This is a genomic window from Comamonas sp. JC664 (assembly GCF_042647185.1).
Window position 1 is genome coordinate 1 of the sequence record NZ_JBHRUZ010000037.1, and the last position, 19,007, is coordinate 19,007.

General features: G+C 61.7%; 14 protein-coding genes and 13 pseudogenes. 7 read left to right on the forward strand and 20 right to left on the reverse strand.

Annotated features, from left to right (window positions below):
* Window positions 1–2,006, forward strand: a pseudogene (gene fusA / locus ACFODQ_RS05565) (elongation factor G); the annotation flags it as partial.
* Between the two features lie 152 nt (window positions 2,007–2,158).
* Here fusA and ACFODQ_RS05570 read toward each other — a convergent pair.
* Window positions 2,159–3,048, reverse strand: a pseudogene (locus ACFODQ_RS05570) (LysR family transcriptional regulator).
* 130 nt (window positions 3,049–3,178) lie between these two features.
* Here ACFODQ_RS05570 and ACFODQ_RS05575 point away from each other — a divergent pair.
* Window positions 3,179–3,915: pseudogene (locus ACFODQ_RS05575) on the forward strand (SDR family oxidoreductase).
* A 56-nt stretch (window positions 3,916–3,971) separates the two neighbouring features.
* Here the strand turns inward: ACFODQ_RS05575 and dgoD are convergent.
* The 18 genes and pseudogenes from dgoD to ACFODQ_RS05665 all read right to left on the reverse strand — a co-directional run bounded on the left by dgoD (window position 3,972) and on the right by ACFODQ_RS05665 (window position 15,193).
* A pseudogene (dgoD, locus tag ACFODQ_RS05580) lies at window positions 3,972–5,119 on the reverse strand (galactonate dehydratase).
* A 64-nt stretch (window positions 5,120–5,183) separates the two neighbouring features.
* Window positions 5,184–6,215, reverse strand: a pseudogene (locus ACFODQ_RS05585) (L-idonate 5-dehydrogenase).
* Window positions 6,216–6,257: 42 nt separating this feature from the next.
* Window positions 6,258–6,749: a TRAP transporter substrate-binding protein DctP gene (gene dctP / locus ACFODQ_RS05590; RefSeq protein ID WP_377015615.1), complete on the reverse strand. Its 492-nt coding sequence runs from the start codon at window positions 6,747–6,749 to the stop codon at window positions 6,258–6,260.
* Complete coding sequence (locus ACFODQ_RS05595; protein ID WP_377015617.1) at window positions 6,716–7,144, reverse strand: hypothetical protein; 429 nt, start codon at window positions 7,142–7,144, stop codon at window positions 6,716–6,718. Before ACFODQ_RS05595 ends, dctP (ACFODQ_RS05590) begins: the two co-directional genes overlap by 34 nt.
* 247 nt (window positions 7,145–7,391) lie before the next feature.
* Entirely contained in the window at window positions 7,392–7,715 is a 324-nt protein-coding gene (locus ACFODQ_RS05600; protein ID WP_377015637.1) for a TRAP transporter large permease subunit, read from the reverse strand.
* A gap of 73 nt (window positions 7,716–7,788) precedes the next feature.
* Window positions 7,789–8,672 (reverse strand): annotated as a pseudogene (locus ACFODQ_RS05605) (TRAP transporter large permease); the annotation flags it as partial.
* Window positions 8,673–8,735: 63 nt separating this feature from the next.
* A complete protein-coding gene (locus ACFODQ_RS05610; protein ID WP_377015619.1) occupies window positions 8,736–9,161 on the reverse strand; it encodes a TRAP transporter small permease in 426 nt (141 codons plus the stop codon).
* Window positions 9,162–9,428: 267 nt separating this feature from the next.
* Window positions 9,429–10,216, reverse strand: a pseudogene (dctP, locus tag ACFODQ_RS05615) (TRAP transporter substrate-binding protein DctP).
* Entirely contained in the window at window positions 10,128–10,331 is a 204-nt protein-coding gene (locus ACFODQ_RS05620; RefSeq protein WP_377015621.1) for a hypothetical protein, read from the reverse strand. The pseudogene dctP (ACFODQ_RS05615) and the gene ACFODQ_RS05620 overlap by 89 nt, the downstream one beginning before the upstream one ends.
* Window positions 10,298–10,438: a hypothetical protein gene (locus tag ACFODQ_RS05625; RefSeq protein WP_377015623.1), complete on the reverse strand. Its 141-nt coding sequence runs from the start codon at window positions 10,436–10,438 to the stop codon at window positions 10,298–10,300. The genes ACFODQ_RS05620 and ACFODQ_RS05625 overlap by 34 nt, the downstream gene beginning before the upstream one ends.
* 268 nt (window positions 10,439–10,706) lie before the next feature.
* Complete coding sequence (locus ACFODQ_RS05630; RefSeq protein ID WP_377015625.1) at window positions 10,707–11,480, reverse strand: enolase C-terminal domain-like protein; 774 nt, start codon at window positions 11,478–11,480, stop codon at window positions 10,707–10,709.
* A gap of 1 nt (window position 11,481) precedes the next feature.
* Window positions 11,482–11,741, reverse strand: a pseudogene (locus tag ACFODQ_RS05635) (starvation-sensing protein RspA); the annotation flags it as partial.
* Window positions 11,742–11,755: 14 nt separating this feature from the next.
* Window positions 11,756–12,523 (reverse strand): annotated as a pseudogene (locus tag ACFODQ_RS05640) (SDR family oxidoreductase).
* 34 nt (window positions 12,524–12,557) lie between these two features.
* The gene (locus tag ACFODQ_RS05645; RefSeq protein ID WP_377015627.1) at window positions 12,558–13,001 is read right to left on the reverse strand and encodes a FadR/GntR family transcriptional regulator; all 444 of its coding nucleotides are present in this window, start codon (window positions 12,999–13,001) and stop codon (window positions 12,558–12,560) included.
* Complete coding sequence (locus ACFODQ_RS05650; RefSeq protein WP_377015639.1) at window positions 12,931–13,302, reverse strand: FadR/GntR family transcriptional regulator; 372 nt, start codon at window positions 13,300–13,302, stop codon at window positions 12,931–12,933. The genes ACFODQ_RS05645 and ACFODQ_RS05650 overlap by 71 nt, the downstream gene beginning before the upstream one ends.
* A 258-nt stretch (window positions 13,303–13,560) precedes the next feature.
* Window positions 13,561–14,355, reverse strand: coding sequence for an alanine racemase (locus ACFODQ_RS05655; protein WP_377015629.1), 795 nt, complete (start codon window positions 14,353–14,355; stop codon window positions 13,561–13,563).
* Window positions 14,356–14,492: 137 nt separating this feature from the next.
* Window positions 14,493–14,633: pseudogene (locus ACFODQ_RS05660) on the reverse strand (DUF2024 family protein); the annotation flags it as partial.
* A gap of 81 nt (window positions 14,634–14,714) precedes the next feature.
* Window positions 14,715–15,193: pseudogene (locus ACFODQ_RS05665) on the reverse strand (carboxymuconolactone decarboxylase family protein).
* Between the two features lie 239 nt (window positions 15,194–15,432).
* Between ACFODQ_RS05665 and ACFODQ_RS05670 the strand changes: the two are divergent.
* The 5 genes and pseudogenes from ACFODQ_RS05670 to ACFODQ_RS05690 all read left to right on the forward strand — a co-directional run.
* A pseudogene (locus ACFODQ_RS05670) lies at window positions 15,433–15,747 on the forward strand (cupin domain-containing protein); the annotation flags it as partial.
* 350 nt (window positions 15,748–16,097) lie between these two features.
* Entirely contained in the window at window positions 16,098–16,220 is a 123-nt protein-coding gene (locus ACFODQ_RS05675; RefSeq protein WP_377015631.1) for a hypothetical protein, read from the forward strand.
* 333 nt (window positions 16,221–16,553) lie between these two features.
* A complete protein-coding gene (locus tag ACFODQ_RS05680) occupies window positions 16,554–16,877 on the forward strand; it encodes a hypothetical protein (RefSeq protein WP_377015633.1) in 324 nt (107 codons plus the stop codon).
* A gap of 396 nt (window positions 16,878–17,273) precedes the next feature.
* The gene (locus ACFODQ_RS05685; protein WP_377015641.1) at window positions 17,274–17,405 is read left to right on the forward strand and encodes a DNA/RNA helicase domain-containing protein; all 132 of its coding nucleotides are present in this window, start codon (window positions 17,274–17,276) and stop codon (window positions 17,403–17,405) included.
* Window positions 17,406–18,065: 660 nt separating this feature from the next.
* Complete coding sequence (locus ACFODQ_RS05690; protein ID WP_377015635.1) at window positions 18,066–18,299, forward strand: DNA/RNA helicase domain-containing protein; 234 nt, start codon at window positions 18,066–18,068, stop codon at window positions 18,297–18,299.
* 430 nt (window positions 18,300–18,729) lie between these two features.
* On the opposite strand, the pseudogene ACFODQ_RS05695 reads toward ACFODQ_RS05690, so the two are convergent.
* Window positions 18,730–19,007 (reverse strand): annotated as a pseudogene (locus tag ACFODQ_RS05695) (GMP synthase (glutamine-hydrolyzing)); the annotation flags it as partial.

Genomic DNA, 19,007 nt, shown 5'->3' on the forward strand with positions numbered 1-19,007 from the left:
GGGGTGAGCCACAAGCTGGGCGAGGTGCATGATGGCGCCGCCACGATGGACTGGATGGCCCAGAGCAAGAGCGCGGCATCACGATCACCTCGGCAGCGACAACAGCCTTCTGGTCGGGCATGGAACGCAACTTCCCACCGCACCGCATCAACATCATCGACACCCCGGTCACGTGGACTTCACGATCGAGGTCGAGCGCTCGATGCGCGTGCTCGACGGCGCCGTCATGGTCTATGACTCGGTGGGCGGCGTGCAGCCGCAGTCCGAAACCGTCTGGCGCCAGGCCAACAAGTACAAGGTGCCACGGCTGGCCTTTGTCAACAAGATGGACCGCATTGGTGCGGACTTCTTCCGCGTGCGCCAGATGATGGTGGACCGCCTGAGGCCAACCCTGTGCCCATCGTGATCCCGATTGGTGCCGAGGCCGAGTTCTCCGGCGTGATCGACCTGATCAAGATGAAGGCCATCATCTGGGACGAGGCCTCGCAGGGCATGCAGTTCGAGTACCGGGACATCCCCGCCGAGCTGCAGGCCTCTGCGCAGGAATGGCGTACCCAGATGGTGGAAGCGGCTGCCGAAGCGAGCGAAGCGCTGACCGACAAGTACCTGAGCGATGGTGACCTGCCTGAGGCCGACATCATTGCGGGCTTGCGCCTGCGCACAATTGCCACCGAGATCCAGCCCATGCTGTGCGGCTCGGCCTTTAAGAACAAGGGTGTGCAGCGCTTGCTGGACGCCGTGGTCGAGCTCATGCCTTCGCCACTGGATGTGCCTGCGGTGACTGGCCACAGCGAAGACGAGAACGACAGCACGGTGCTCACGCGCCGCGCTGACGATGGCGAGAAGTTCTCTGCCCTCGCCTTCAAGCTGATGACCGATCCCTTTGTGGGCCAGCTGACCTTTGTGCGTGTCTACTCGGGCGTGCTCAGCAAGGGTGACCTGGTCTACAACCCGATCCGGGGCCGCAAGGAGCGCATTGGCCGCATCGTGCAGATGCATGCAATGAGCGCCAGGAAATCGACGAGATCCGCGCCGGCGACATTGCCGCCTGTGTGGGCCTCAAGGAGGTGACCACCGGTGAGACCTTGAGCGACCCGAGCGCGCCCATCATTCTGGAGCGCATGTCCTTCCCTGAGCCCGTCATTGCGCAAGCGATCGAGCCCAAGACCAAGGCCGACCAGGAGAAGATGGGCATTGCCCTGTCGCGCCTGGCCGCCGAGGATCCGTCGTTCCGTGTGCGCACCGATGAGGAATCGGCCAGACCATCATCGCCGCATGGGCGAGCTGCATCTGGAGATCATCGTGGACCGCATGAAGCGGGAGTTCAATGTGGAAGCCAATGTGGCAAGCCCCAGGTGGCCTACCGCGAGACCATCCGCAACACGGTCAAGGATGTGGACGGCAAGTTTGTGCGCCAGTCGGGCGGCAAGGGCCAGTATGGCCATGTGGTCTTCACGCTGGAGCCGATGGCGTCCGGCGAAGGCTTTGCGTTTGTTGACGAGATCAAGGGCGGCGTGGTGCCGCGCGAGTACATCCCGGCCGTGGAGAAGGGGGTGCGCGAGGCGCTGGCGAGCGGCGTGCTGGCCGGCTACCCGGGGGTGGATGTGCGCGTGCGCCTCACTTTTGGTTCGTACCACGATGTGGACTCGTCCGAGCAGGCCTTCAAGATGGCGGCCATCTTCGGCTTCAAGGAAGGCATGAAGAAGGCCAACCCGGTCATCCTGGAGCCGATGATGGCCGTCGAGGTCGAAACGCCCGAGGACTATGCCGGCACGGTGATGGGCGACCTGTCATCATCGCGCCGGGGCATGGTGCAGGGCATGGACGACATCGCCGGTGGCGGCAAGAGCATCAAGGCCGAGGTCCCCTTGTCCGAGATGTTTGGCTATGCCACGCAGCTGCGCTCGATGACGCAGGGCCGCGCCACCTACACGATGGAGTTCAAGCGCTACACCGAAGCGCCTGCCCATGTGGTGGCCGGCATTGCAACCCGCTCCAACCGCTAAGCGACCAGAGATGCCAGCTGCTGCTGGCTGAACCCAGGCCCACCGCCCACCAGGCGGTGGGCCTGTTTTTTGTACGCTGTCCGCATGCACTCGCGCAAGTGCCCGGCCAGATGGCTGGGCTGCCTTACCTTTCGGCTCCACCCAATGCGCCACTAATTCACATCTACAAAGCGCTCTGCCAGCCAGTCAATAAACACCCGCAGCCGTGCCGAAGGCTGGCGGCTGTAGGGGTGCAGCACCGAGACCGGCATCGACGGCGGGGGTACATCAGGCAGAACCTCCAGCAGTTCGCCCTCTTGCAGCGCCTGCGCAATGCGGTAGCGCGGCACCTGTACCATCCCCAAGCCCGCCATGGCTGCGCCGGTGTACAGATCGGCGCCGTTGACGGTGATGCTGGGCTTGAGGCGCCGTTCCACCACCTGCTTGCCCACGCAAAACTCCAGCGCCACCGGCCGGCCCGTGGCGCTGGAGACATAGGCCACAGCGGCATGCTGGGACAGGTCATCGAGTGACTGCGGCAGGCCGTGGCGCTGGGCATAGGCCCCGCTGACGACCGTCACCGGCGCAGCGACGCCACCTGGCGCCCGATCAGCGACGAGCTTTGCAGGCTGCCGGCCCGCAGCACGCAGTCCACCCCTTCGCGCACCAGGTCCACCAGCCGGTCGTCCTCCGCCATGTGCAGCTGTACCTCGGGGTACTGGTCCGCAAACGCGCCCAGATGGGGCATCACAAAAAAGCGCGCCAAGGTGCCCTGCAGGTTGACCCGCAGCAAGCCCTGCGGTGGCGCGTGGCGAAAGGCGCTCTCGGCCTCCTGCAGATCGGCCAGCAGCCGGGTGCAGCGGCGGTAGTAGTCCTCGCCTTCGGCCGTCAGCCGAACCTGGCGCGTGGTGCGGTCCAGCAGGCGCGCGCCCACCCGCGCTTCCAGCCGCTGGACCAGGTTGGTCACCGTGGCACGCGGAATCTGCAGATCGTCCGACGCCTGCGCAAAGCTGCTGCGGTCAGCCACCCGCACAAATACCTGCATTTCCTGAAAGCGGTCCATCGCAACAACGCCAACCCAATGCGGCGCAGATTATTAAAGTAAACCGAATTAAAAATTCAAATCAGCACAATGATCTTTTGAATGGAATAGTGAAAAATCCAGCCATTCGATCAACGACAGGAAAGCAGACATGACCAAGCCCACATCCATTGCCCTGATCACCGGCGCATCGCGCGGAATCGGTGCCAACATTGCCCGCCGCCTGGCCCAGGACGGCCACGCCATCGCCATCAACTACGCCAACAACGCGCAAGAGGCCGAAGCACTGGCCCAAGCGCTGGTGCAAGAAGGTGGCCAGCGATGGCCATCCGTGCCGATATCTCGCAGGCTGACCAAGTCCAGGTGATGTTCAGCACCGTCGAGCAGCAACTGGGCCAGATTGATGTGCTCGTCAACAACGCCGGTGTGCTCGCCACCAGCACCCTGGCTGAGACCAGCGACGCGCTGTTTGCCAAGACCTTTGCGATCAACACCCAGGGCGTGTTCAACACGCTGCGCGAAGCGGCCACACGCCTCAACGCAGGCGGGCGCATCATCAACCTCTCGACCACCGCACTGGCGCTGAACCTGCCCGGCTACGCGATCTACAACGGCAGCAAGGCCGCCGTCGAGGCCTTTACCCGCGTGTTCGCCAAGGAGCTGCGCGGCCGCCAGATCACCGTCAACGCGGTCGCTCCCGGCCCGGTCGCCACCGAGCTGTTCTTTACCGGCAAGAGCGAGGCGCAAATTGAGCACTTTGCCAAGATGCCACCGCTGGAGCGCCTGGGCGAGCCCGAGGACATCGCGGCGGTGGTCGCCTTTTTGGCCAGCAAGGAGTCGGGCTGGATCAACGGGCAGGTGCTGCGTGCCAATGGCGGCATTGCTTAAACCGCCGCCCCACCCGGCAAGACACCCGGGTTGAGGCGCCTGGCCTCACCACTCGCTCACCACTCCGCCACACTGCCATCGGCATGGCGCCATACCGGGTTGCGCCAGCGGTGGCCCTCCTTGGCGCGCTCGGCCACATAGGCCTCGTTCACCTCGATGCCCAGGCCGGGGCCGCCGGGCATCGCGACATAGCCGTCCTGGTAGTCAAAGGCATCGCGGTTGTGTACATAGTCGAGCAGGTCATTGCCCTGGTTGTAGTGGATGCCCAGGCTTTGCTCCTGGATGAAGCGTTGTAGCAGACTGCATCGATCTGCAGGTTGGCGGCCAGCGCAATCGGGCCCAGCGGGCAATGCAGGGCCACCGCCACATCGTAGGCTTCGGCCATCGCGGCGATCTTGCAGGTCTCGGTGATGCCGCCGGCATGCGACGGATCGGGCTGGATGATGTCGACACCGCCCTGCGCAAACACGCGCTTGAAATCCCAGCGCGAATAGAGGCGCTCGCCCAGCGCGATCGGAGCGGCGCCAATGGCGGCGAGTTCGGGGATCACCTCCAGGTGCTCGCTGAGCACGGGCTCCTCGATGAACATCAGGTTGAAGTCGCGCAGCTCGCGCATCAGCACCTTGGCCATGGGCTTGTGCACCCGGCCGTGGAAGTCCACGCCAATGCCAATGTGCTTGCCCACCGACTCGCGGATCATCGCGACATTGGCCACCGCCTGCTCCACCTTGGCATGGCTGTCGATGTAACTGCATCTCCTCGGTGCCGTTCATCTTGACGGCGGTAAAGCCTCGGGCGACGGCAGCTTGCGCTTGCGCGGCCGTATCTGCCGGACGGTCCACCCCCGATCCAGGAGTAGACGCGGATGCGGTCGCGCACCTTGCCGCCCAAGAGCTCATGCACCGGCACACCCAGCGCCTTGCCCTTGATGTCCCACAGCGCCTGGTCGACACCGGCAATGGCGCTCATCATCACCGGGCCGCCCCGGTAGAAGCCGGCGCGGTACATTACATTCCACAGGTCCTGCACTTGCGCGGGTCGCGGCCCACCAGGTAGTCGGAGAGTTCCTCGACGGCTGCTGCCACCGTATGGGCGCGGCCTTCGACCACCGGCTCGCCCAGCCAACGATGCCCTCGTCGGTTTCGATCTTGAGAAAGCACCAGCGCGGTGGCACGATAAAGGTGGTGAGCTTGACGATTTTCATGGGAAGAACTGAAAAAATGGGGTGGGAATCAGCAGTGGTGGCTGGGGCTGGTGCGCAGGCTCACTCAAAAGTCCAGCAGCACCTTCATCGCCTGCGAGCGGTCGGCCGCCAGCGCAAAAGGCGCGGGCCGAATCGCGGTATGACAAGGTGGCGGAGATCAGCGGTTTCACATCGACCAGGCCCTTGTTGAGCAGGCCACCGCAGTGGCAAACTCCTCATGGAAGCGGAAGGAGCCGCGCCAGTCGAACTCCTTGGCTACCAAGGTGTTGATACGGCAGGGTCATCTCGGCACCGGCCAGGCCCAGCTGCACGATGGTGGCGCGCGGGCGCAGCACATCGAAGGCGCCGCGCAAGGCATGCGGGTTGCCGCTGGCCTCGAACAGCACATCGAACTGGCCCTTGTCGGCCGCGTAACGGCCAGGCCATCGGGCGACTCGCCCACATGCAACGACCTCATCGGCGCCCACCTGCAAGGCCTTGGCCAGCGGGTGCGCGCTCATGTCGGTGGCCACAATGTGCGCGGCGCCTGCGCGGCGCGCGGCAATGATGGCCAGCGCACCAATCGGCCCGCATCCCCGTCACCAGCACCTTGCGGCCAGCAGGGGCCGGCCCGCTGCACGCCGTGCAGGGCAACTGCCAGCGGCTCGGCCATGGCCCCTTCGGCGTCGCTCACCTGGGGGGCGAGCAGATGGGCCTGGTGCGACTCGATGACGATCTGCTGGCGGAACGCACCTTGCACATGGGGCGTGCGCATCGCGCTGCCGTAGTAGCGCATGTCTAGGCAGTGGTTTTGCAGGCCCATCTGGCAAAAGCGGCACTGGCCGCAAGGCCAGCTGGGCTGACTGCAATGCGCTGGCCGGCAGCAAAGCCTTGCACATCGGCACCTACCACTTCGATGACGCCCGAGACCTCATGGCCCAGCACCATCGGCTCCTTGATGCGCACCGTGCCAAAGCCGCCATGCTGTAGTAATGCAGGTCAGAGCCGCAGATGCCGCCGCAGCGCACCCGCACCAGCATCTGGCCAGGTCCGGGCGCAGGCGCGGGGACGGATTGCACCCGCAGATCGCCGGTGCGTGGATAACAAGCGCTTCCATATCAGAAGTTCCTAGGTTGGTGTGTGATGGCGCACTGAAGGGTCAGCGTTTGGTATTGCGGTAGCTGGCCAGCGCTGCATAAAACGACTGGGCAAACTCCTGGCCGACGGTGGCCTGGTTCTTGTCGATCACACGGCTGCACCGCAGCGCGATCTTTTCCAGCTCGGCAGCCGGCATCTCGCCCACCTGCATGCCATGCGATTGGAGCTGGGCGACCACCTCACCGGCCTGGCGCAGCTCTTCGCTGCGCTGCAGGGTGCGGGCCTTTTCGGCGGACTGCTGCACCGCCTGCTGCTGCGCGGGCGTCAGGCCCGACCACCATTTCTCGGACGCGATCAGCGCGACGGGACGGGCGTGTAGACATGGTTGGTGATGGTCAGGTACTTCTGCAACCTCGTACATCTTGTTGGCATACATGTCGACCACCGGGTGCTCATAGCCATCGAGCGCCTTGATCTCCAGCGCGGGGTAGACCTCGGAGAAGGCCATCGGCACGGCGTTCATGCCCATCGCATTGAAGCTGGCCAGCGCCATCGGCTTTGCATCACGGCACAGCGCACGGCAGGCCCTTCATGTCGGCCAGCGAGGCTAGCGGGCGCTTGCTGTTGGACATATTGCGGAAGGCGCCGCCCGCCCAGACCAGGCCGCGCATCTTCATATCGGCAATGCCATCGAGCATCTGGCGGCCCACGGGCCATCGAGCACATGGGCGGCCTCGGCATCGCTGGCAAACAGAAACGGAAATCAAAAATCTGCAGCGCCTTCTTGCGCGCGGCGATGGGCGAGAGCGCGCCCATGTACAGGTCCTGCGTGCCGCTTTGCACTGCAATCAGCATCTTGTCTTCGCTGCCCAAGGTGGCGCTGCTGTACACATCGATCTGCACCTTGCCATCGGTGGACTTGGCGACATCGGCAGCAAACTGCTTCATCGCGATGGCGCGGGGGTGCGAATCGGCAAAGGAATGGCCCAGGCGTGCGCGCTGCCCTCCTGGGCTTGCACGGGCGCCAGGCCCAGCAGCGCCAAGGTGGCGCAGGCCAGGCCTGCAACGAGGCTGCGGCGTGGAATCAGTTTCATGGTCGGCTCCTTGTCTTTTTGGGCAAAGCCCGCCCTTGGCGCTTGCGCCTGGCAAGCGCCCAAGGCTCTCAATGAATGGGTTTGGGGTGACGGTTTGAGGCTTAGCGGCTCATCATCTCCAGCGGCCACATGACGATCTGCGGGAACACCACGAGCAGGAACATCACAATCGTCTGGGCCACCATGAACGGAATCACGCCCTTGATGGCACCGCTCATCGGTATCTTTGGCGACCCCGCAGACGACATTGAGCACGGTGCCCACCGAGGGGTGACGAGGCCAATGGCGTTGTTCATGATGAACAGCACGCCGAAGTAGACCGGGTCGATGCCCGCCTGCTTGAGCACCGGCATCAGCACAGGCGTCATGATCAGCACCGTGGGCGTGAAATCCAGCGCCGTGCCCACCAGCAGCACCAGCACCATCAGCGGCAAAGGTGAGCAGCATCTTGTTGTCCATCAGCGGCTCAACCAGCGCGGCCAGCTGCTGCGGAATGTTCGCGGTGGTGATCAGCCAGGCCGATACGCCAGCGGCCGACACCAGGAACATGATGATGGCCGTGGTCTCCGCGGCGCGGTAGATCAGCGCAAACAACTGGTTCAGCTTGATCTCGCGGTAGACGAACATGCCCACCAGCAGCGAGTACATCGCGGCCATGACGGCAGCCTCGGTCGGCGTGAACCAGCCGAACTTCAGGCCACCGATGATCACGATGGGCAGCACCAGCGCCCACAGCGACTGGCGCGTGGCGGCCAGGCGCTCGGCAGTGCTGCGCTTGGGCTCGGTGACGATCGGGTCACGGCCAATGCACCAGCGCCAGCCAGCAGGATCGCTACACCCATCAACAGCCCCGGCACAATGCCTGCGATGAACAGCTTGGTGATGGACACGCCACCGGTCACGCCATACAGAATCATCGCGATCGATGGCGGAATCACCGGCGCGATGATGCCGCCGCAGGCGATCAGACCGCAGGAGCGGTTGACCTCATAGCCGGCCTTGCGCAACATCGGCACCAGCACGGCGGCCAGTGCCGCGGTATCGGCCACGGCCGAGCCCGAGAGCGAGGCCATGATCACGGCGGCGCCAACGGCCACATAGCCCAGGCCGCCCCGGATATGGCCAATCCAGGCCATGGCCATGTGGATGATGCGGCGCGTCATGCCGCCGGCGTTCATGAATTCGCCCGCCAGCATGAAGAAGGGCACGGCCAGCAGCGGGAAGCTGTTGGCGCCATCCCACATGTTCTGCACCACGATCTGCGGATCGGTAAAGCCCATGTAGTACATCAGCGCCAGGCCGCAGCCAATCAGCGCAAAGGCAATGGGCATGCCCAGAGCCATCAGGCCCAGCAGCGACGAGATAAAAATGAAGATGGTCATGCGCGACCTCCTTGGGACTGGGCCTGCGATTGGGTCTGCTGCTCCTGCATGGCGTGCTCGGCCTCACGTGCCCTCTTCCATGCCCTCTTCCTGCACGTCAATCAGCTCATAGTCCGCCACCTTGCCCAGCACCAGACGCACCAGGTTCGACAGGCAGATAAAGCCAATGGCCGCCCCGGTGAAATAGCTCACGCCGTACACCCAGAGCATGCTCAGCTGCGCCACCGGCGAGGCATTGCCCGCGATGATGTCGTGCTGCAGCCAGGTGCCGTAGACGATGTAGACGCAGCACAGCAGCATGATGGCCTGGCTCAGGCCCCAGCAGACGCGACGGCCCACCAGCGGCATCATCTGCACCATCAGGTCCACCCCCAGATGGGCACGCTTGCGCATGCCCACGATGGCGCCCAAAAAGGTCAGCCACACAAAGGCAAAGCGCGGCACCTCTTCCGACAGATCAATGCCGGTATTGAAAAACAGCCGCAGCATCACATTGCGAACACCATCACCAGCATGACGAGCATGCACAGCACCATGGCGATTTCCAGCGCGCGCGTCAGCCCGTCGGCGAGCATTTTGAGTACCTTGCCCATGGCAACACCTTTCCCGGCAGCGCGGCCTTGTGCCGTGCCGCCACCTGAATGCTTGTATGTCTAAGCCGGCAGCGCCGCGCCATGGGCGCTGCCAGAACCTTGAAAAGAAATGCAGGGAGCGGACCCAGCCTATGCCGGCCTGGGCCCATACCCTTCCTGGGCCTTACTGGGCCTTGCGCGCCTGCTCGATTTCGGCAAAGAAGCCCTTGACGAACTCATCACCGATCTGCGGCGAGAACTTGGCCAGCACGGGCTTGACCTTGTCCTGCATGCGCGCCAGCTCGGCAGCGGGCATGCTGTCCACGGTCACGCCAGCCTTCTTGAAGTTCTCGACAGCCAGGCTGTCGCCTTCGTCGAGCAGCTTGCGTTGCAGCAGGCCCGCTTCGGTCGCGGCCTTTTGCACACCGGCCTTGTCGGCGGGTGAGAGGCCATCCCAGAACTTCTTCGACGCGACCAGGGCCGATGGCGTGTAGACATGGTTGGTGATGGTGATGAACTTCTGCACTTCCTGCATCTTGTTGGCCACATGTGCTGCAGCGGGTTCTCCTGGCCGTCGAGGGCCTTGATCTCCAGCGCCGGGAACACCTCGGCAAAGGCCATCGGCGTGGCATTGGCGCCCAGGGTCTTCCAGGTTTCCAACGCGACCGGGTGGTCATCACTCGGATCTTGAGGCCGCTGACATCCCGGGCTTGGCCACGCGGTGCTTGCTGTTGGACAGGTTGCGAAAGCCCAATGCCGGTCCAGGTCAGCCCCACCAGGTTGGCCGGTGCCGATCTTCTCGAAAATCTTCTTGGACGAGGCGCCATCGAGCACCGCATAGACCTCGGCCGAGTTGCGGAACATAAAAGGCAGATCCCAGACCTCACTTCCTGACCCGCGAGGACAGTGGCGCCAGGGTGCCGATGTACAGATCCTGCGTGCCAGACTGCAACGCTTGCAGCTGCTTCTCATCGCTGCCCAGCACGGCGCTGTGGTAGGCCTGCACCTTGACATTGCCATTGGTGTAGGTGGAGGCGAGCTCGGCGAACTTGTTCATCGCAATGGCCTGCGGGTGGCTCTCGGGCATCGCATGGCCCACGCGGCCTTGACTTCGGCATAAGCGGCGCCAGCGCCCATTGCCGATGCCGCCAGGGTGGCCAGCACGATGCGGCGCAGTTGGAAGTGAGTGGTCATCTGTCTGTCTCCGTCTTTGTTATCAATCAAAAAAAGCCGGCGCTGCTGGCCCGGCATGCTGGGAATCAGGGGGTCTGCAGGCTCCCATCGGCCAGGCGCGTCTGCGTCCAGGTGGTCACTGCGCTGCTGCAGGGTACTTGGCCGCCTCGCGCTCGTCAATGTCCACGCCCAGGCCGGGCTGCTCATTGGCGTAGACATAGCCATTGCGGAACGTGGGCAAACCAGGAACACGGCCAGCAGCGCATCGCGCGGGCCTTGAGCTCCTGGATCACAAAAATGGGTGGCTCGGTGCCCGACCACTCCTGCACGCCAAAAATTGCGCGAGGCCAGGTCGATATGGATATTGGCCGCATGCGCCAGCGGCGACATATCGCCCGGCCATGCCAGGCCGTACGCACGCCGTACTGCTCGGCAAACAGCTGCAGCTTGCGCGCGGGTGATGCCGCCCACCTGGCTCAGGTGCACGCGGATAAAGTCGATCAGGCCGCTCGGCGATGATGCCGCGCCACTCAAACGGGTGGTTGAACAGCTCGCCCTGGGCCAGCGGCACATTGGTCTTGTCGCGCAGCTGGCGCAGCCAATCGCCCTCTTCCAGCGCAATGGCGTCTTCCAGAAAGAACAGCTCAAACGGCTCGAGCGCCTGCGCAAAGCGGATCGCATCGGCAGGTTTCAAGCGCTCGTGCACGTCATGGCACAGCTCCACCTCAAAGCCGATGCGGCTGCGGATGGCGTCAAACATCTTGAGCGTCTCGCGCATGTACTTGCGCGCATCGAGGTAGATGCCGTCAGCGGCACCTTGGGGGCCCGTGCCGGGCGCTGCGCCAAAACCGCCACCGCCATAGCCGCCGCTTTGGCAACGGATATGGGTAATGCCCTGCTCGCGGTACTTCTGGATGTTGTCGCAGAGCTCTTCCAGACACGGCCATCGGCATGGCGGTAGATAGGCACGCCCTCGCGCAGCTTGCCCCCAGCTGGTACAGCGGCATGCCGGCCTGCTTGCCCTTGAGGTCCCACAGCGCCATGTCCACGCCCGAGATCGCATTGTTCTCGATCGGGCCGTTGCGCCAGTAGGCGTTCTGGTGCATCAGCTGCCACAGCTCTTCATCTGGCTGGCATCGCGGCCGATCAGCAGCGGGCGCAGGTACTGCTCGACCAGGCACTGCACTGCCAGATGGCGGTAGGCAAAAGTGGCGCAGCCCAGGCCGAAGAGACCGGGCTGGTTGGTCTCGATCTTGACGACCAGGAGGTTGATGCCCTCGGGCGCCGTCGCGATGACTTTGACGTCGGTAATCAAGGTAGCCATGGTGCCGCGCCCGCTTACAGCACCGCCAGCCAGCCGCCATCCACATAGATGATCTGGCCGTTGACATAGTTGGATGCGCCCGAGGCCAGATAGATGGCCGTGCCCACCAGCTCATCGGGCCGGCCCCAGCGCTGCGTGGGGTTGCTGGCCTTGACCCAGGCATCGAACGCGACATTGTTGACCAGCGCCTCGTTCATGTCGGTGAGGATGTAGCCCGGTCCGATGGAGTTGGCCTGGATGCCATGCATGGCCCACTCGGCCGCCATCGCCTTGGAGAGCATCTTGATCCCGCCCTTGGCCACCGTGTAGGGCGCCACCGTGGCACGGGCCGCCTCGCTGGTCAGTGAGCCGATATTGATGATCTTGCCGCCGGTGCCGCGCTCGATCATGCGGCGCGCTGCCGTGCGGCCCACGACGAAGGCTGCGGTCAGGTTGGTGTTGATGACCCGCTCCAGTCCTCCAGCGACACATCAAGCAAGGGCTCGCGTGCTGGATGCCGGCGTTGTTGACGACGATGTCGATCGCCAGGCCCTGGGCATCAAACGCGGCAAAGGCCGCCTCCACTGCCGCCTGGTCGGCCACATCAAAGGCCGCCCCCTGCACCTTCAGGCCCCAGACCTTGCAACTGCGCCACAGCCGCATCCACTGCCGCCTGCTGGCGGCTGTTGACCACCACCGTTGCCCCCGATTCCGCAGGCCCTGGCCAGCGCCAGCCCAATGCCGCGCGAGGAGCCGGTAATCAGCGCCGTACGGCCCGACAGATCAAACAGGGAACGAGACATGGAATGGCGACCTTGAGAATTTCAGAAGTCGCCATCATCGGTTTATTTGTATGATGATTAAATCAGAGCAAACCCTAGGACATATGCCGCCCTTGCGCTTTGCGCGACAGCCGCGCGAAACCTGGATATGCAGGCTTTTAGGCGGGCGCGCCCCAGCGGGCAATGGTGTCGGCCAGCAGTGCCCGCATCCACAGCTGCGCATCGTCGGCACTAGCGCCCGCTCAATGGCGGCCAGCACCTTGCCGTGCATCAGCAAGCCATCATTGAACTGCCCGCCTGCTGCGCGGTTGACGGTGAGCAAGGACTCCAGCGCCGAGGCCACAATACCGCCCAGCGAGATCAGCAAGGGGTTGCCGGTGGCCTGCAGGATGCTCTGGTGGTAGGCCAGGTCGGCGACCACCCATTCATCAATCGATGTCGCAGCCTCCATCGCCGCAAAGGCCTGCTGCAGCGCCAGCAGCTGCGCATCGGTGTGCATGCGCCGCTGCCAGCGAGGCGGCGCCGGCTCCAGAATGCCGCGCATCACACATCAGGTGCCGGCCCAGCGCCTGGTCCACCCCCTGGCTGCAAAGCCAGCCGAGCACATCGGCATCGAACAGGCTCCACTGCTCCTGCGGCCGCACGCGCGTACCCGTGCGGGGCCGCGCCTCCAGCATGCCCTTGGCGCTCAGCGCCTTGATCGCCTCGCGCACCGCAGTGCGGCTCACCCCCAGCCGTTCGCACAGCTCCTCCTCATTGGGCAAGGTGGCGCCGGGCCCGTACTCGGGACTGGCAATCAGCCGCCCAGCTGTCCATCACCTGGTGGTGCAGACTGCTGCCGGGCTGTGCGGATAAGGACATGGGAATCGGTGGTGGTATAGAGTCCATCATCATACAAAACAAAACAGCTGAGAGCTACTGGCAATTACAGATGCGCAGCATGGCAGCCATTACCACCACCCCATCACACAGCGTCATCCAGGACAGCTATCGTGAGCCCTTCCCTGAGGCGGATACGCCCCTCGGAGTCGGCCGCTTGAACACGCACAGCCGTCGAATCAGGCTACCGCATCGCCAGCCACCGGCCAGTAATGGCTGTCCGGCATGGCCCGCGCGCCAAAGATCGCCTGCCCCACTCGCACCACGGTGGCAACCTTCCTCCACCGCCATTTCGTAGTCCCCGACATGCCATCGACAACCCTTCCAGGCCGATACCAAGCCGGCTCTTCCTGCCGCAGCTGATCGCGCAAGCCACGCAGGCGCACAAAGCACTGGCGCACCTGCGCGGCCTCGGCAGAAAACAGCGCCAAGGTCATCAGCCCGCGCACACGCAGCGCAGAGAACGCGGGGAGCGCTTTGATGAAAGCCGCCGCTTCCTCAGCGGCAGGCCATACTTGCTCGCCCGCCCGAAGTGTTGATTTGCACAAAGACATCCAAGCTGGCCCCTTCCACCTGCAGGCGCCGCTCCAGCGCCTCGGCCCACACACGCAGGCTGTCCAGCGCCTGGAACTCGGTCGCAAAACGCGCCACCAGCTTGGCCTTGTTGGTTTGCAGGTGGCCGATAACCGACCACTGCAGATCGGGCAAATCCTGCATTGCCTGCCATTGCCATAGGCCTCTTGCGGCTTGTTCTCACCCAGCATGCGGCAGCCGGCGGCATAGGCCAGGCGCAGGCTGGACTCGGGCTTGGTTTTGCTCACAGGCAACAGGCGCACTGCCGCCGGGTCGCGCCCCACCCGCTGGCAGGCCGCCGCGATATGGGCCTGGACGATGGCCAGGTTGTGGCGAAAGTCCTCGACGGATTCGGCCTGTGGCCAGCGGCCATGCTGGTCATGCCGGGTCGGGTGGTCCACTGACTGTGTGCTTTCATGCCGATGCTTTCTCTGGTGCGTAGGTGCGAATCTGCCGGTGCGTCAATCACAATGCTGCAGTCGATGATGGCAAAGCCGCTGCGCGCGATCTCTTGCTCCACCGCTGGCGCAGCCGCCTGGACATGGCAAAAGCGGCATTCTTGCGCTGTCAACGACTCAGCCGGCAGCCGCTTGGCGGCCAGATAGCGGCGGCCATGCGCGAGCACGGCATCGATCCCCTTATCGGGCTCCTGATCGCGCACGAGGATATCGAAATGCATTCTGCGCCCGTCTGTCGCAGCACATAGGTGTCAAACACAGCGATCTTCATTCAGTACCTCTTGGGCAGGCAGGTGTCGGGCTCACTTCAGTGCGACTTTCGGAAAATCCACTGGCACATCCAAGGCGACGTTGATGTAGTTGGTAAACAGGTTCAAAGGCCACATGCGCGATGATCTCAACGACCTGCTCGTCACCAAAGCCGACCTGGCGCAGGCTGGCAAAGTCGGCATCGCTGATCTGCGCACGCTGCGCCACCACCTTCAACGCAAACGCCAAGGCGGCTGCGGTTTTGGCATCAACCGATTGGCCAATCTGGGCGGCCGACATATCGGCAAGCTGCACCCGCCTTTTGCCCAGCACCGTGTGGGCGGCCAAGCAGTATTCGCAGCGGTTGTAGTTGGGCAATGGCTACCGCCAGTTGCTCGCCAAGCTTGGCACCAAGGCTGCCTTTGCCCAGCGCACCAAAGGCGGCCCACATGCTGTGCAGCGCGGCGGGAGAGTTGGCAACCACCTTGAACATATGGGGCGTGGCACCAAAGGCACTCTGGATCTGCGCCATCACCGCTTGGCTGGCGGCGGGGTGTTGTCGGTAGAAACGCGGGACATGAACGACTCCTATAGGGTTGAAACGCAGAGCCAGTATGCGTGCCCCAAAATGTATAATTTGGAATAATTAATTCATAAATAGCACCAATTCGTACAGCATGCAGCCCGCAGCCCCTATCGACCGCCTCTCCAGCAATCCTGGAGCGCTTTCGCGTCAAGGCGCAGCTGCACCACTCCGGCGCGCTCTGCGGTCTGACCCACTTTGATGCCGGCGACGGCTTTGGTTACCTGCATGTGCTGCGCCGTGGCGAGCTGGAAGTGAGCCACCCTGGCGCCCGCGATGTGCGCAATCGCTGCGCTTTGATGAGCCCACCGTGCTGCTCTACCCTCCCCGTTCACGCACCACGCTTTCACAATCCGCCGCAAGAAGGCGCCGACTTCAGCTGCGCGCGCCTGGTATTTGAAGGCGGGTCGGCCAATCCATTGGCCCGATCCCTGCCACCCTTGGTGGCCTTGCCGCTGGCCCAGGTGCCTGGCATGGACATGGCACTGCAACTGCTGCTGTCCGAAACCGACCAGCTGCGCTGCGGCCAGCGCCTGCTGGTCGATCGGCTGTTTGAAGTCGTCGGTGATCCAGCTGCTGCGCTGGTTGCTGGACCACCCGCAGGAGGCCGCATCCGCCCTGGCCTGGTCAAGGCATGTCCGACCACACACGCCTGGCCCGTGCCCTGGTCGCCATGCACGACGCCCCGGCGACGCCTGGACCTTGGAGCGCATGGCCGAGCAAGCGGGGATGTCGCGCACCGCGTTTGCCAATACCTTTCGCGATCTGGTGGGGCAAACGCCTGCCGATTATTTGACGGGTTGGCGGGTGGCGCTGGCCCAGAAACGGGCTGCGCGACGGGCGCTCGATCAAGGTGCTGGCGGAGGAGCTAGGGTATGCAAATCCTTCCGCCTTGTCGCGGGCGTTTGCGGGGAAAGTGGGGGTGTCGCCGAGGGAGTGGTTGGCAATAGCCATGCAAGGTATCGTGCGCGTTTAGGCTTGTGTTGATCTCCCCACCGGCGGATTTTTCAGCAAGAGTACTCGATTCCTAAGGAGTGGATTCTCAAAATCTGGACGAGAATCCTGTCGATCTTCAGGCTGCTGCGGTAGTATCCGCAGCACAACGGTAGCAGGCACAACAACATGCATCCAACTCTGAGTCGTCAATCTATTACCTCAAAGTGCTATTCCAACAACGATTAGCTCAAATCACGAAGTCGTAAGCGGCTTATAGCATTATTTTCTAATGGACACTGTTAAACGAACTAGAGTAACTTGAAGACGGAATTGAAATTTTTTCAATCCCTCGCATGCTCATTAGAAATGATCGATGAAACGAGCCTATCTTTCCTTACATAGCCAAAACCTCACAACTTTAAGTGATGCCGAACTCTTGGGCCGACTGGCATCGGACCTACCCTTCAGTCTGGAACCCGCGCAGCGCACCGCATGGAACTATCAGATCCAGCATTTGCGCTACCTGACACAAGAACTCGACGATACCCACATCTTTATGGAGTTCTTAATTCCGCGCATGGGCCGGCGAGCAGACTTGATCTTGCTGACCCACGGCATCGTGTTTGTAATTGAGTACAAGCTCGGCGCACGTCAATTTGATCGTGCCAGTCTGGATCAAGTCTACGGATATGGCTAGACCTAAAACACTTTCACGAGACTAGCCATTCCCTACGTATCGTGCCGATACTAGTTGCCACCGATGCCCAGAGCAGTGAATATTTGCATCCACAGTGGGATGAAGATGGCCTCGCACGACCTTTAACCGTCAATGCCGCAGGCCTTCTGCAGGCTATCCTATATCTATGCAGCGTATACCAGAGCACCCCAATTAGCGCTACTGCATGGAAAAATGGGGCGTTATCGCCCTACTCCTCCCCACCATCGTAGAGGCCGCCCAAGCATTGTATCAGGGGCATTCTGTCGAAGAAATTGCCCGCTCTGAGGCTGGAGCTGAAAATCTACTAAGACCGCCGAATATGTTACTAAGGCCATCGATATCGCTAAACGCGACAAACGCAAAATAATCTGTTTTATCACTGGCGTTCCTGGCTCGGGAAAGACATTAGCAGGCCTTAATCTTGCCACAGCCCGCCAACGTGCTCATAGCGAAGAACACGCTGTTTTTCTTTCAGGCAATGGCCCTTTAGTGGACGTTTTTACGTGAAGCTCTAGCTTTGAATGCCCAAGCAAAAGCACGGGAGAACGGCACTAGAAACGTCTAAAGGTGCAAGAAGATCGCCGAGCCGCATCCTTCATACAAAACAATCCACCACTTTCGCGATGATGCACTTATTTCTCAAGACGCACCCATAGAAAAAGTCGCCATATTCGATGAGGCGCAACGCGCCTGGGATTCCAAAACAAACGTCAAAATTTATGCAACAGAAGAAAGGTCAGTCCGGCTTTTCCATGTCGGAGCCTGAATTTTTACTGTCTGTAATGGATAGACATCAAGACTGGTGCGCGATTATCTGTTTGGTAGGCAATGGCCGAAGAAATCAACACAGGAGAGGCGCATTCAAGAATGGCTGCACTCCCTAGAACAGAGTTTCCCGCATTGGCAAGCCCATATCCCCAATGGTTTAAATTATCAGGCCAGCTCACTAACTCCGTGATCGCACCCGCGCTGCATTTGGCCACTTCACTTGCGCTTCCTTCAGAGCAGAACGCTTATCCGATTTTGTTGGTCATTTAGTAGATGGAATGCGGCAGCAGCAATAGAAGTAAAAAAGAACAAAAGTAATTTTTCACTTTACATCACTCAGGATCTAGCGCAAGCAAGGCAGTGGCTTCGTTCCAAATGTCGCGGCACTGAACGTGCAGCTTGCTGGCTTCGTCAAACGCCATTCGCCTCAAACCGCACGGTGTGTTTGTGAAATCTAAGATAGAGCCTGCGAAATGGTTCTTAGCTCCAAAAAATGACGTGAGATCGTCTGATGCGCTTGAAGATGCTGCCACAGAGTTCGATATCCAGGGCTTGGAGCTGGATTGGACCTGCTTATGCTGGGATGCTAATTATCGGCGCGAGGGAAAAACAATGGCGAGCCTTCCATTTTAAAGGTACGCGATGGCAAGCTGTCAATGACGAAGCGCGCAAAGACTTATGTCGCTAAAACGCTTTACCGATCCTGTTGACTCGCGGCCGACAAGGAATGGTAGTTTTTGTACCGAAAGGAACCGATGAAGATGCAACGTCGGCGGCGCCCGAAGTTTAATCAATCCATCTATAACTTCCTTAAAGATTGTGGCTTCGATGACTTGATGAGTAAAAATTCTGCGCTCGAATGGCCGTCAGAAAATTCGCGCCATGAACCTTTATGAAAAATGAAGCAATGGCTAGTCCGATACACTGATTTTTTCGCAAAACAGGGATTCAGCGCTACGCTACTAGAAGTACTTGGCACCTTAAATAAACAATGCCATTAATGATGCAAAAACACCATCATGGCATAAACTATAATAACTAAATTAACAACTTATTAATTCAATCACTCCCACTCAATCGTAGCAGGCGCTTGCTCGATACATCATAAGTAACGCGATTGATCCCGCCACATTCATTGATGATCCGGTTCGACACGCGCTTGAGCAGGCCATAAGGCAGTTCAGCCCAGTCAGCCGTCATGAAGTCGCTGGTCTGCACCGCGCGCAGCGCCACAACGTAGTCGTAGGTGCGGCCGTCGCCCATGACGCCCACGCTCTTGACGGGCAGGAAGACGGTGAAGGCCTGGCTGGTCAGGTCGTACCAGGTCTTGCCGGTGGCGTC

Bases quoted from the DNA above. Each gene is read 5' to 3' on its own strand.
- dctP (WP_377015615.1), bottom strand. From the start codon at position 6,749: ATGGCGCTGGCCAGCTTCAATGCGATGGGCATGAACGCCGTGCCGATG.
- ACFODQ_RS05595 (WP_377015617.1), bottom strand. From the start codon at position 7,144: ATGAAGCAGTTTGCTGCCGATGTCGCCAAGTCCACCGATGGCAAGGTG.
- ACFODQ_RS05600 (WP_377015637.1), bottom strand. From the start codon at position 7,715: ATGGTGCTGGTGCTGCTGGTGGGCACGGCGCTGGATTTCACGCCCACG.
- ACFODQ_RS05610 (WP_377015619.1), bottom strand. From the start codon at position 9,161: ATGCTGCGGCTGTTTTTCAATACCGGCATTGATCTGTCGGAAGAGGTG.
- ACFODQ_RS05620 (WP_377015621.1), bottom strand. From the start codon at position 10,331: ATGCCCGAGAGCCACCCGCAGGCCATTGCGATGAACAAGTTCGCCGAG.
- ACFODQ_RS05625 (WP_377015623.1), bottom strand. From the start codon at position 10,438: ATGACCACTCACTTCCAACTGCGCCGCATCGTGCTGGCCACCCTGGCG.
- ACFODQ_RS05630 (WP_377015625.1), bottom strand. From the start codon at position 11,480: ATGCGATCTCGGGCGTGGACATGGCGCTGTGGGACCTCAAGGGCAAGC.
- ACFODQ_RS05645 (WP_377015627.1), bottom strand. From the start codon at position 13,001: ATGCACACCGATGCGCAGCTGCTGGCGCTGCAGCAGGCCTTTGCGGCG.
- ACFODQ_RS05680 (WP_377015633.1), top strand. From the start codon at position 16,554: ATGAAACGAGCCTATCTTTCCTTACATAGCCAAAACCTCACAACTTTA.